Below are 13,130 nucleotides of genomic sequence, written 5' to 3'. Positions count from 1 at the left end.
ACGAGCCACACGCGCTCCCGGTGATTGCAGTCCGCCTGTTTTGCTGCTGTCGCTGTTTTTGCCCGTTTTTTGCCTGCTTTTCCGTTTTCCGTTTTCTTTCGATCTCCCTGGAGAAATATCATGTCGTCCATCATCATTAGCGATCTGTCCGGTATCCGGACACTCGAGCACGGCGAGATGTCCGCCGTCTCCGGTGGCGCACCCGGCAATTCGTGGCTCGCGGGCCTCGGCCCGGTGGCCAACGTCAATATCGGCGTCAATCAGAACATCACGCAGATGCAGTTCGTCAACGTCGAAGCGCTGAATAACATCGGTGTGATCGGCGCGGGCTTCGTGGCGCCGAATCTGAACGTCAGCCCGAAGCTTTGGGCAAGCACGAATGCGGCCGTGTAACCACACGCCGCAGCGGAGGAACGGGGACCTCCGCACCGTGCGCTAGCGCGCGCTGCCGGGTACCGGAAGCGCGCGCCTTTTCCTATACTGGTTGTTCGTCTTGAAGCTTCGGGAACAGCCATGGCCAAGCTCGTTATCAAAGACCTTTCCGCCAGCGTCGAACTCGACCGCCAGGCGATGACCGCGATCGTCGGCGGCGCGCGTGTCGGCGCGCGCTTTTTCGGCGCAGCCGGAGAAAATCAGCCTGCCGCATCGCGCACCGTCGCGCGCGTCGTGGATTTTCCGCCGGGCTTCGCCTCCACGCGGCACACGGTCGATGAACGGATTCCGGCGCAAAGCCTGTTGCGCAAGTAACCGGTTGCTGTACTCCGCCGCGCAGTACGTCACGTGCGTATGCTTGACGATCGTGTCGAAGGCATCGGATATCGCGCAACCGGCGCCATTTTTCTTAACGGACAACAAAAAGCCCCTCTTCGCGCTAACGCGCGAGAGGGGCTGCCAATACTTACCGTACTATTGATTACTGGATGACGGATCGCCGGATTGAGGAGTCCGGCATCGCTCCAGCCAGAAGCGAAATCCGTCATCGCGCTGATCTTACGTTGCGAAGCGCCGCACGTCATTGCACAAGTTGACAAGACACCCTTACCGGATTGGCCCACAATACAGCGTTCCAATACAAAATGCTGTCCTGTCGATCCGCTTTGCCAACCCGTTGTGCCTACTCGCTGTGCCAACCCGCTGTGCCAACCCGCTGTGCCAACCTATACCCTGCCCAACGCTTTGAGCGCGGAACTCGAAATCCGCAAAAGCCGCTTTATCGGATACGCGATTCCCGTGGCGGACCGCGACGCCGCCATGGACGAGTTACGCCGCCTGCGCGAAACCCATCCGGCGGCAACGCACGTCTGCTGGGCCTTGCTCGCCGGCGGCCAGTCGGGCATGTCCGACGACGGCGAGCCATCGGGCACCGCCGGCCGGCCGATTCTCGAAGTGCTGCGCCATCACGATCTCGATGGCGTGCTGGCTGCCGTCGTTCGCTATTACGGCGGCGTCAAGCTCGGTGCGGGTGGGCTCGTGCGTGCCTATACGGATGCGATTGCAAGCGTCCTGCAAGACGCACCGCGCGTCGAACGGATTGCGCTTGCAACGCTTACGGTGGAAATAGGCTACCCGGAGGAAGCGCGCGTGCGGCGCTGGATCGAACAGCAGACCTATGTGCTTGAACACAGCACGTATGGAATGGATGTAAGTCTTGTGATTCGCATGCCCGTCACGGCGCTTGAAGACGCACATGACGCCTTGCGTGACCTCACGCAAGGCCGCGCGATCTTTCCTCCGGACTCCGCTCAAGGAAACTAAAGCCCGTTTCGGATCGCCAAAGTGAAACGAGCGGCTACGCGACGGCGAAGTTCGCCACGCGTGCCGCTCGACAGATCAAGCGATGGCTGGCCTAGCTTAGCGCGATGGCGCCATTCGCCGCTGCGGGCGCCGCAACCGGTGCGGTATGCGCCGTGACCTTCCGTGCAATGCCGCGCCCGGTTTTGTGCATGGCCGCTTTTCTCCCAACCTTGCCCGCCGTGACCTTTCGCGCCGCCGTTTTTCCGGCGGCCGCCCGGCCCGATGCGACCTTTTTAGCAGCCGCCTTGCGACCGGCGGTTTTCTTTGCCGCAACTTTCTTGACAGCGGCTTTCTTCACCGCGGTGTTCTTAGCGGCAGCCGACTTTCTGCCCATGCTCTTCTTAGCGGCCGTCTTTTTCGTTGCCGCCTTTTTAGCCGCAGCCTTCTTTGCCGCCGGCTTGGCGCTGAGCGTCACGCTCACGCTGGCTGCCGCGCTGCCACCATCGATCAAGAACTTGCTCCTGTCTTTCACGTTCTTGATCCATGCCGGCGGCCGGGCATGCCCGCTCCACGTCGCGCCCGTTTTCGGGTCACGGTACTTCGGCGGCAGCTTGCCTTTCGTTGCACCCACGCTCTTCATCTTGCCGCTTGTGCCATTTGCAAGACCGAGACGCGCGCGCTCGCGTCTTGCCTTCGCACGCGCTTCGATATCGCGCGTGGTAAGCCCATGCTTGATCATCAGCTCGCGGATCTGGTCAAGCGCGCCTTGCGCCCGCTTTGCGATGATCGCATCGGCCTGCGCTTGCAGTTTCTTCAAGCGCGTCTGAATCTGCTCCAATGTGGCCATACTCCTCTCCTGGTTGAACGACATAAGCGGACTATGCCATGGATATAGGTTGAAGTGCTATGTTTTGAACGTAAAGTAAGGTAATAACAACAAATTGAGCCTTAGCAAACGTCGCAAAAAAGCAAATTAAGGCTAATCGAATTATGCGCAAGTGCATCTTGCGGTCTTTTTTCTTGTCCGCACCCCGATGGGTGTCGACGCACCGTTAGCGGTCTTTAACAGAAAAACAAGCTTGCCGATGTGCAGAAAACGCAACGGCAAACGCCGGTACAAACGCCAGTACAAACGCGGCAGCAACGGTGTCGTGAACCAGGTTTCAGATATGCAACCGATAAAAGCCGGAAATTCCGGACATTGAATCGGAGTGTGCCTGGACGCTCGCCCATTAAGGTCTATTGAAAGTCCCGGAGTTCCGTAGCGTCGAAACATGTCTTCAATGCCATGATCGGGTATTGCCATGCCGGGACGAACCGCTTTGCCGCCTCTAACAAATGCCACGCCCCGTGCTTACGTTTTGAATAACCCGTGCTTACCGCAAGGCATGGTCTTCGCGTCGCGCGCATGTCACCGCGGGTGTCACCGCGCGTGTCACGCCTCGTGCAGCGCACGCGTTTGGCAAGCCCCGCTGCGCGAACCTATCCGTTACCCTTAGACTGTCAACTTCATGCAAGGCGCCCGAGGCAGGGAAGCACCGTTTTGTCGCAATCAGTCATCTACGCATTGACCGCCCCATTCACGCACGCGCTGACCTCGATACATCGGGAGATTCATATGGAGCATGCGTACGTCCAGTTACTGCACCTGCTAGCGGGGCACTCTGGATGGACGTTGGCCGTCGTCTTCCTTGCCGCCTTTCTCGAAGCGGTTGCCTTTATCGGCACGTTCGTGCCCGGCAGCACGGCGCTGTTCATGGCGGGCGCGCTGGTCGGCACCGGCACGCTCAATCTTGGCTGGCTGCTCGCCATCGCGGTGGTCGGCGCCATCGCGGGCGACGGCATCAGCTACTGGTTCGGCCATCGCTACCGGAACGAAATCGCCGGCGCATGGCCGTTTCGCACCCATCCGAAACTGCTTGAACGCGGCCATCAGTACTTCGAAAAGCACGGCGCAAAGTCGGTTCTGTTCGCCCGCTTCGTCGGGCCGTTGCGCGCGGTCGTGCCGGTCGTCGCCGGCATGCTGCAAATGCCGCCCGGCCGCTTCTATGCGATGAACGTGCTGTCCGCAGCGCTGTGGGCGCCCGCGCATATCTTGCCCGGCGTCGTATTCGGCGCGTCGATCCAGCTGGCCGGCGACGTGTCGTTCCGGCTCGTGGCCGCACTTGCCATCGTCGTCGGCGCCGTGTGGCTCATCTACGTCGCCGCACGCTTCACGCTTTCGCATGCACGCGCCTGGTCGGTCACCTCACAGCGCAGCGTCGTGCTATGGGCGCGCTTGCATCGCCGGCGCGCCGCCGGCCGCTTCGTGCTTCGCATCGTCGATCCGTCGCAGCAGCACAGCGTCGTGCTCGTCGTTGCGATCTCGATCATCGTGCTGCTCGGCGCGGGCATTTTCTTCGGCGTGCTGCAGGATGTCGTGCACGGCAATCCGCTTGTACAAACAGATGCGTCGGTCTATCGCTTCATGCGCGCGATCCACTCGCCGTGGTTCGCCGATGTGCTGACACGTTTCACCGCGCTCGGCACAGTGCCCACCTTAACCGCGCTGATCGCAACCGGCGTGCTGTGGATGGTCGCCGAGCGCCGCTGGCGCACCGTCGTCTACTGGGTTATCGCGGTCGCGTTTTCGCAGATTCTCATTATCTGCATCCAGTTGATCGTGCATCGCGCGCCACCGTGGAGCGGCAGCGATTACGCCTACGCATTCCCAAGCAATCACGTCGCGGCGAGCGTGATCGTCTATGGTTTTCTTGGCTTTATCCTCACGCGCCGGGTCGGCATATTCAGCGCGATCGTCGTAACGACAGTCGGCACCGTCATCCTCGTCGCGATTGCATTTGCAGGTCTGTACTCGGGACGCTATGCATTCTCGGACGCGGTCGGCGGCGCCGCGTTCGCCGCCGTCTGGGTGGCGATCATCGCTTTCACCGCGGTCTGGCGCAATCCTCACGCTGCGCCGAAGCGCCCCTGGATGCCTCTTGTCGTGCTCGCCGTCATTTGCGGAAGCGTCGTGCTGCAATACCGGTTCCGCCCCGACTCGCTCGCGATCCCACCGATGACGCCGCGCCCGCCGATCGTCGTCAGCGAGGCGCAATGGACCGATTCGCTATGGAAGACTTTCCCGTGCTATCGGTCTGACCTGAAGGGCGATCACCGCGAGCCGATCACGGTGCAATGGACCGCCGATGCCGGCCAGATCGAAGCGCAACTCGGTAGCCGCGGCTGGGTGCCCGGCACGCGCGTCTCCGCGCACAGCCTCTTTTCGCTGATCTCGCCGAATGTGCCCGCGATGGACCTGCCCGTACTGCCGAAGCTCAACGACGGCGAACCGTCCACGCTGATTTTCGCGCGCCAGCGCGAGCGCCGCGACGAGCGCGACGTGCTGCGCTTCTGGCCAACCGGTTACGCGGTGCAGCGCAAGGCAGGCGCCGCCGCGACACCGATCTGGCTCGGCTCGCTGGTCCATGAGCGGCTGGCGCGCCCGTCCTGGCCGTTCAATGTATTGCGCACCGACCGGCAAGTCGATCCGATGATTTCCGAACAGGGCCGATCGGAATGGCAGGCATTCGAAATGTCGCATGGCGTCGGTTGTAAAGGCGTGCCGGTCACGCTGATTGCACATTGAGCGTCGCAAGCGTAAGCCCCATGCTGCGCGCGACTTTCAACCATGCAACAATGCTCGGGACCGGAGCGGCCGCCGCCCGCTTATAGCTCGACTTTGGCCTGAACCCGCGGCGCCATGCAAGGAGACCTACACGTGATCGAGTTTCCGGCTGCGGCAGTCGCGACATGGGGCAGCGCGCTGGTATTCATCAATGTGCTGATCGCGCGGCTCGGCGTACCGATTCCCGCTGTGCCGCTGCTATTGTTCGCCGGCGTCGCGATCGTCGACCATCGGCTGTCGTTCTGGCACGTGCTCGGGGCCGCAGTGCTCGGCGCGATGATCGGCGATAGCGTCTGGTTCACGGCCGGCCGCATACTCGGCCGCCGGCTTATCCACGGTCTTGCACGTTTATCGGTTACAGTCGAAAAGCGTGTCAGAAAAGCACGCGCCCTCTTCGTTCGCTTCGGGCCCGGTATCGTCGCGGTATCGAAGTTCATTCCAGGGCTCGCCATCATCACGCCGCCGTTAATGGGCACCACACGCGTGCGTCCCCTTATCTTCTTCGCATGGGACGCGATCGGCGTCACCGCATGGGCCACATTCTGGCTGTTGGGCGGCGCGCTATTCGAACGGTATCTGAGGATCTTCATCGTCGAAGTGCGCAGGCACGGCTGGACCGCGCTCGATGTGCTTGCCGCGCTTGCGCTGCTCTATCTGCTTTATCGCCTCATTCAGCGCTGGCGCCTTCAGCCGCCGCTTGCGCTGGCGCCTGTCTCGCCCGAGCGCGTCGAGGCGATGCTGCGTCCGTCCATGCCGCCCGTCATTCTCGATGCGCGCCCCGAACCGGTGCGGCAGCAGGAACCGTATCGGTTGCCGCGCGTGATGACGGTCGAAGCCAATTCGCTCGAAGAAGTCGACGAGGTGGAACGCAATACGGTCGTGTACTGCGTGTGCCCCGATCACGAAACCGCGCGTGCGTTATCGCAGCAGATGCGCGACAAGGGTTTCAAGCGCGTGCGTGCGGTAAAGGGCGGACTCGATGCGTGGGAGCGGCGCGGCTATGCGGTCGAACCGGTGCCGCCCAATCGCGGGCGGTATCGTGAAGAACCGGACGACGTATCGTTTGAAGAGGACTCGACGTGTCAGGTCACGCTGCGCGGCATTGCCTAGCCTTAAGGCTGCAAGCGAGAAAGCCGCGATAGACGTCAAGGCCTGACGCCAGCCTTTACGTTGACGAAACCCGCCGCCGAAGCCGCCACGGCGGCACCGGCCGCACCAGCGCCCCCGGCAACAACGATACGGTCGCGCCCTTGCGCCTTCGCCTGATAAAGGCTGCGGTCCGCTTCAAGCAGCCACGTGTGATAGTCGGGCATATCGACCGTCAGTTGCGCGATGCCCGCGCTGATCGTGCACGGACACAATGCGTCAGGCTCGCGCGCCTGCTCGCGCACACGCAGCAGCAATTCCTTTGCGATCGCCTGTGTCTCACGCAAGGTCGCGCCCGGCAACACCACGCCGAATTCCTCGCCGCCGTAGCGGCCGATGCTGTCGCCCGCGCGGAAATGGCTGCGCAGCATGCCGGCGAATGCGACGAGCACCGCATCGCCGGCCGGGTGGCCGAGCGTGTCGTTGATCTTCTTGAAGTGATCGAGGTCGATCAGCAACAGGCACGATGCATAGCCATTGGCACGGCAGCGCTCGAACTCGAGCGCGAGCTGGCCTTCCCAATGGCGTCGGTTCCACAGCCGGGTAAGCCCGTCGGTGCGACTCAGATGCTCGAATTCGCGCGTGCGCGCGGCAAGCTTTTGCGACATCCGGTACATCGCCCAGCCAAGCGAGATCGGATAAACGATCAGCAATGGCAGACTTGCGACGATGGTCGCCATGGTCGACATCGGGGTAAACGTGAGGCCCAGCACGGCCGCGCCGATCGCGACGCCGGCCAGATGCGCGGCAATGCCGCGCGCAAAGAAGCGCACGCCGTCCGCAGCGATATTGTCCATGCTAAGCATGACGAGAATCACGACGCTCGGCAGCACATTGAATTGCATTGCAACAATCCAGAAACCGCCGAAAACCGAATCGATCATCAGGTTAAGGCGCTCGCCGCGATACGGAACGACGCATGCAAGCGCCGCCCGACGCGCGACATGCGGCCAGACAATGCCGTGAAATACCGCGAGGCTCCACATTGCGATGCCGCGCTGCTGGCCGAGAAGAACCGAACCGACGCACAGAAAACCGAGGCCGAGCCCGACAATGCGTAACCGATAGTTGCGCTCGACAAAGCGCGCGCCCTTGCCGGCCATACTGTCCGCCGCCTGATCCGCCGCTGCTTTGTCCGTCGTTCGGTCCGTGGTTCGATCCGTTTCTGACGCCATCTGGCACCTGCGCAAAGAACAACGGGATTCAAGGACACCCAATAAATGCACACGCAACGGTGCAGCGCTATAAATCTGTAAACATGACGTGCTTAATACGGTAAAAATTCTACCAGTTTATCGATGCCGCGCCGCACGATACGAAGCTTTTTCCATTCCCGCGAATTCGATTTTGCAATCCCGCGTTAAATCGCTGAAACCCGATCTATCGGCATTCCGGCTAAACCGGGCTTTGGTCCGGCTTTAAATGCCCTTTGAATCGCTTATTCATCAGCTTTTTACGGGGCAAATCAGTCATGGGTTTGTCATCCTGTCGACACACTCGCCACTCAGCATCGATGGTTCACGCGACCACCCTGAGAGGCACACGCCATGCCGGAACTTTCCTTCCCGCAAGCGGGTTCAGCAGCCGGAAAAGGCCGCAGTGTCGGCCTCATCATCTTTTTTCTTGTCATCATCGCGGGCGCGATTTATTGCGCAACGCATCTGATCGACGATTTGCAGACCGTCCGGCAATCGTCGTTCCTGCCATACCTGCTGCTTGGCATCGCGCTTCTGATCGCCCTTGGCTTCGAGTTCGTCAACGGCTTTCACGACACCGCGAACGCAGTGGCAACCGTCATCTATACGCATTCGCTGTCGCCCAATATCGCAGTGGTCTGGTCCGGCGCATGGAACTTCCTCGGTGTCCTGACTTCCACCGGCGCGGTCGCGTTCGGCATCCTACAGTTGCTGCCCGTCGAGCTGATTCTGCAGGTCGGCAGCAGCGCCGGCTTCGCGATGGTGTTCGCGCTGCTGATCGCCGCGATCATCTGGAACCTCGGCACGTGGTACCTCGGCTTGCCGTCGTCGAGCTCGCACACGCTGGTGGGTTCGATCATCGGCGTGGGCCTGATGAACCAGCTTCTGCACGGCGCATCGGGCACAAGCGGTGTCGACTGGAACCAGGCGCTCGGCGTCGGCAAGTCGCTGCTGGTTTCGCCGATCGTCGGCTTCCTGCTGTCGGGCTTGCTGCTGCTCGTGCTCAAAGCAGTGGTTCGCGTGCCGGCGCTCTATAAGGAGCCGGCCGGCAACGAACCGCCGCCATTCTGGATTCGCTCCCTGCTGATCCTCACCTGTACCGGCGTGTCGTTCGCGCACGGCTCGAACGACGGTCAGAAAGGCATGGGCCTCATCATGCTGATCCTGATCGGCACCGTGCCGACCGCCTATGCGCTGAACAAGGCCGTCACGCCCGCGCAGACGCAGACCTTCCTCGCGGTCTCGCAGCAGGCCGCCGCCGCGCTCGGCAACTACACGAACGGTGCGCCGCCTTCGGTTGCGCCGCGCGGCGACGTCGAGCGCTATGTGCAGACGCACCAGCTGCAAGCGACCACGTTGCCCGCGCTGCAGCAGCTGGCTGAACGCATCGGCCAGCAGGTCGGCTCGTCCGGCTCGCTGGCCGATGTGCCGCAGGACAACGTCAACAACGTGCGTAACGACATGTATATCGCGTCCGAAGCGATCCGTCTGATGGAAAAGGCGAAGACGCCCGCGTTTTCCGCGAACGACGCCAAGGCAATCGATAACTTCAAGAAGCAGATCGACAGCGCGACGAAGTTCATTCCGACGTGGGTGAAAGTGGCGGTCGCGATCGCACTCGGGCTGGGCACGATGGTCGGCTGGAAGCGCATTGTCGTGACGGTCGGCGAAAAGATCGGCAAGCAGCATCTGACCTACGGCCAGGGCGCATCGGCCGAACTGGTCGCGATGCTGACGATCGGCGCCGCGGACGCCTACGGCCTGCCGGTATCGACGACGCACGTGCTGTCGTCTGGCGTGGCCGGCACGATGGCGGCGAACGGCTCGGGCCTGCAATGGGGCACGGTGCGCAGCCTGATCCTCGCATGGGTGCTGACGCTGCCTGCCTCGATCGCCCTGTCGGCTGGCCTCTACTGGCTGTTCCGCAATATTTTCTGACAGGCGGCGTTTCACTAACGCTCAAGCAATAAAAACGCGGTAGAGTCAAAAATTCTGCCGCGTTTTTCTTTAGCGTCGTCTTTAGCGTGCGGCCCGTTTCCGGGCAACCGCATCCGCTCGTTCCAGCGTCAATACCGCATCAATACAGCTCAGGCACGATCATATTGGCCGCCACCGGCTGCCGGATATAGTCGGGATGATGCACGCGCTCGGGCAGCGTGATGCTCGAGTGCTCGACTTCCTTATACGGCACCTGGCTCAACAGATGGTGAATGCAGTTCAGGCGCGCGCGCTTCTTGTCGACGGCCTGCACGACCCACCACGGCGCCTCGGCAATATGCGAACGCTGCAGCATCACCTCTTTCGCCTGCGTATACGCTTCCCAGCGGCGACGGCTTTCGAGGTCCATCGGGCTTAGCTTCCACTGCTTGAGCGGATCCTGAATGCGCGCCTGAAAGCGGATTTCCTGTTCTTCGTCGGTAATCGAAAACCAGTACTTGAGGATCTGGATGCCGCTACGCACGAGCATTTTTTCGAACTCGGGCACCGAACGGAAAAATTCTTCGTACTCCGCGTCGTTGCAAAAGCCCATTACACGCTCGACGCCCGCGCGGTTGTACCAGCTGCGGTCGAACAGCACCATTTCGCCGCCCGCCGGCAGGTGACTTACATAGCGCTGGAAATACCACTGCGTGCGTTCGCGGTTGCTCGGCGCCGGCAGCGCGGCGACGCGGCACACACGCGGGTTGAGCCGCTGCGTGATGCGCTTGATCGCGCCGCCCTTGCCCGCCGCGTCGCGTCCTTCGAAAATCACGACCACACGATGGCCGGTCTGCACGATCCAGTCCTGCAGCTTGACCAGTTCACCCTGCAACCGGAACAGTTCGCGGAAATAGGTCTTGCGCAATGCGCGCGCTTCGTCGGATATCGCTCCCTCACCGTCGAGGATGCGGTCGTCGACTTCCATCTCCAGTTCCTCGTCGTACGCATCGATGAGGTCTTCTTCGAAACGCCGTTGCCGTGCGGCCAGCGTCGTCGGGTCATTGTCCCGGTCGTCGTTCATCGCGTTTCTCCACGGTTGCGCGTTGCACTCGAATAGCAACGCCGAAAGATCGATTATCGAAGCGCCAAATGTCAACTTTGTTACCTGACAGCGCAATGTAATCGAAGGGGCGCTCGTAGAGTTTAGCGCAGCCTCTTTGCGAAGCTCAGCTGGTGGCCATCCGGGTCGCGAATATGAAAATAGCGCTCGCCCCAGGTCGCGTCGGCGGGCGCACTTTCAGGCGAAAGACCCGCCTCGAGCGCGCGCTGATAGAGCGCGTCGACATCCGATACGTGGATCACTACGCGCCCCCACCAGTTGATCGGCCCATGCGTTTCCGCAATGAGGTTCAGATGCGAGCCGCCGAACCCGTATGACGTAAAGTCCGCATCGGGACCGCCATAGGCGAATGGAAAGCCGAGCGCGGCGTAGAACTGCACGGCGCGCGCCATATCGCGCGTGCCGAGCGTGACGGCATTGATCGATTCGATGCGCGGCGCCTGCTGCTCAGCGGCCGGCGTGCGTTTTTTCGGGCTCCCGGACATCGCGCTCCTCCATGCAGCCTCCTACTGGAACACGCGCGCCACACCGCGTCCGCGCGGGTCCGATATCGGTACCGGCGTATCGCCGTTGATCTTGATTGCCTGCACGTCGCCGTTGAAGTTCTGCGCTTTCAGCACATAGCCCTTTGCTTCGACCTGCTTCGCAAGCTCGCCGTCGATCGGCGCATACGGTTCCCAGAAAATCGTATTCGGCGGCAGCAGTTGATGATGGAAACGCATTGCGGCTACGGCGTCCTTCAACGGCATGTTGAAATCGTACACGTTGGTGATCACCTGGAAAATCGTTGTGAAGATCCGTGAGCCTCCCGGCGTGCCGGTCACGAGCGACACCTTGCCGTCCTTCGTGAGAATGGTCGGCGTCATCGACGACAGCGGGCGCTTGTTCGGTTCGATCGAATTCGCGTCGCTGCCGACCACACCAAACATATTCGGCACGCCCGGCTTCGCTGCGAAGTCGTCCATTTCGTCGTTGAGCAGGATGCCCGTGCCTTGCGCGATCACGCCCGAACCAAAATAGCCATTGAGCGTATACGTGTTCGATACCGCGTTGCCCCACTTGTCGACCACCGAAAAGTGCGTCGTCTCCGCTTTTTCAGGCATCGACGTGCCGAGCCCCGCGACCACGCTCTTCGTATCGGATGGCGCATTCGGGTTCACTTCGGCCGCGCGCTTCGCGAGATAGGCATCGTCGGTCAGCTGCGCAACGGGCACTTTGTAGAAATCCGGATCGCCGAGATATTGCGCGCGGTCTGCAAAGACGCGCTTTTCGATCTCCGCGAGCAAATGGATGTATTGCGCCGAATTGAGGTCGACACCGTTGAAATCCTGTTTGAGGTCCGCCTTCATCTTGAGCAGTTGCACGAGGCCGACACCCCCCGAACTCGGAGGCGGCGCCGTGATGATTTCATAGCCGTTCCATTTGGCCTCGACCGGTTGGCGCCACACGGCCCGGTAATCGTGCAGGTCGCGCTTCGTGATGAGCCCATGCCCGCGCATCGACGCCGCGATCAGATCCGCGGTCTTGCCGTTGTAGAACTCTTTGGCGCCATTGTTCGAGATGCGCGTGAGCACCGCGGCAAGATCGGGTTGTTTAAACGTCTCGCCCACTTTCATACTGCCGAAGTACGTATCGAAGTTCGTCTTGCCTTCGAATTCTTTAGCGGCACTATCGCGTCGCTGCACCAGCAGCTCGTCGGCGACAAAGCCGTCGCGCGCATATTTGATCGCGGGCGCAAGCACCTGCTTCCATTTCAGACGGCCGAAGCGGTGCTGCGCTTCCCACATGCCGGCCACCGTGCCCGGCACACCGACCGCGTAGTAACCGACCAGACTCTTGCCCTTGATCACCTCGCCCTTGTCGTCGAGATACATCGTGCGTGTCGCGGCAAGCGGCGCACGTTCGCGATAGTCAATAAAGTATGGTTTTCCGTTCACATATAGCGTCATAAAGCCGCCGCCGCCGATATTGCCGGCTTCGGGATACGTAACCGCAAGCGTGAATGCAATGGCGACTGCGGCATCGACCGCATTGCCGCCTTCCTTGAAGATCTGTTGCGCGGCGTCGGCGCCGTATTGATCGGCAACTGACACCGCCGACGTAGCGAATACGGCCTGCTGTGCCGGCCCCTTTGCATAAACCGGCGTCGCTTCGAGAAAACCCGCCGAAATAGACACGAGCCCGGCAATCGCCAGGCTCGCGATGGAGAGTTTCGCTTTATTGTTGGCCTTCATTGGCTGTCCTCCATGACACGAATACACGACACTCAACGCGTCGTCGTAAAAAGTCTGTCATGGGCTTATAACATGCCAACGCGCCATTGCGAACCCCGCCGCATTCGCTAATC

General features: G+C 61.3%; 11 protein-coding genes. 6 read left to right on the top strand and 5 right to left on the bottom strand.

Features of this window, described 5'->3' with window-relative positions:
- Nucleotides 1–120 precede the first annotated feature (120 nt).
- From KZJ38_RS29930 to KZJ38_RS29920, 3 genes are all read left to right on the top strand, one after another.
- Nucleotides 121–393, top strand: coding sequence for a hypothetical protein (locus KZJ38_RS29930; RefSeq protein WP_219800696.1), 273 nt, complete (start codon nt 121–123; stop codon nt 391–393).
- 120 nt (nt 394–513) lie between these two features.
- Complete coding sequence (locus KZJ38_RS29925; protein ID WP_219800695.1) at nt 514–747, top strand: hypothetical protein; 234 nt, start codon at nt 514–516, stop codon at nt 745–747.
- Nucleotides 748–1,149: 402 nt separating this feature from the next.
- Nucleotides 1,150–1,755: an IMPACT family protein gene (locus KZJ38_RS29920; protein WP_219800694.1), complete on the top strand. Its 606-nt coding sequence runs from the start codon at nt 1,150–1,152 to the stop codon at nt 1,753–1,755.
- Between the two features lie 91 nt (nt 1,756–1,846).
- Here KZJ38_RS29920 and KZJ38_RS29915 read toward each other — a convergent pair whose 3' ends face one another.
- Nucleotides 1,847–2,581 carry an H-NS histone family protein gene (locus KZJ38_RS29915; protein WP_219800693.1) on the bottom strand — a complete coding sequence of 245 codons (735 nt, stop codon included), beginning with the start codon at nt 2,579–2,581 and terminating at the stop codon, nt 1,847–1,849.
- A gap of 771 nt (nt 2,582–3,352) precedes the next feature.
- Between KZJ38_RS29915 and KZJ38_RS29910 the strand changes: the two genes are divergently transcribed.
- Both KZJ38_RS29910 and KZJ38_RS29905 read left to right on the top strand, forming a co-directional pair.
- Nucleotides 3,353–5,362 carry a VTT domain-containing protein gene (locus tag KZJ38_RS29910; protein WP_219803708.1) on the top strand — a complete coding sequence of 670 codons (2,010 nt, stop codon included), beginning with the start codon at nt 3,353–3,355 and terminating at the stop codon, nt 5,360–5,362.
- Nucleotides 5,363–5,494: 132 nt separating this feature from the next.
- Complete coding sequence (locus tag KZJ38_RS29905) at nt 5,495–6,511, top strand: VTT domain-containing protein (protein ID WP_246641834.1); 1,017 nt, start codon at nt 5,495–5,497, stop codon at nt 6,509–6,511.
- Nucleotides 6,512–6,546: 35 nt separating this feature from the next.
- Here KZJ38_RS29905 and KZJ38_RS29900 read toward each other — a convergent pair whose 3' ends face one another.
- Nucleotides 6,547–7,722 carry a diguanylate cyclase gene (locus KZJ38_RS29900; protein WP_219800691.1) on the bottom strand — a complete coding sequence of 392 codons (1,176 nt, stop codon included), beginning with the start codon at nt 7,720–7,722 and terminating at the stop codon, nt 6,547–6,549.
- Nucleotides 7,723–8,094: 372 nt separating this feature from the next.
- Between KZJ38_RS29900 and KZJ38_RS29895 the strand changes: the two genes are divergently transcribed.
- Complete coding sequence (locus KZJ38_RS29895; RefSeq protein WP_219800690.1) at nt 8,095–9,681, top strand: inorganic phosphate transporter; 1,587 nt, start codon at nt 8,095–8,097, stop codon at nt 9,679–9,681.
- A gap of 139 nt (nt 9,682–9,820) precedes the next feature.
- Here the strand turns inward: KZJ38_RS29895 and ppk2 are convergent, their stop codons facing one another.
- From ppk2 to ggt, 3 genes are all read right to left on the bottom strand, one after another.
- On the bottom strand, nt 9,821–10,744 hold the full coding sequence (ppk2, locus tag KZJ38_RS29890; protein WP_219800689.1) for a polyphosphate kinase 2: 924 nt from the start codon (nt 10,742–10,744) through the stop codon (nt 9,821–9,823).
- Nucleotides 10,745–10,866: 122 nt separating this feature from the next.
- Entirely contained in the window at nt 10,867–11,268 is a 402-nt protein-coding gene (locus KZJ38_RS29885) for a VOC family protein (RefSeq protein ID WP_219800688.1), read from the bottom strand.
- Between the two features lie 21 nt (nt 11,269–11,289).
- Nucleotides 11,290–13,017, bottom strand: a complete 1,728-nt coding sequence (gene ggt, locus KZJ38_RS29880; RefSeq protein ID WP_219800687.1) for a gamma-glutamyltransferase — start codon at nt 13,015–13,017, stop codon at nt 11,290–11,292.
- Nucleotides 13,018–13,130: the final 113 nt, after the last annotated feature.

Origin of the sequence: Paraburkholderia edwinii, assembly GCF_019428685.1 — a bacterium.
GTDB classification, from domain to species: Bacteria; Pseudomonadota; Gammaproteobacteria; order Burkholderiales; family Burkholderiaceae; genus Paraburkholderia; species Paraburkholderia edwinii.
Note: the sequence above shows the minus strand (reverse complement) of the source record. Positions and strands in the feature narration are given on the sequence as shown.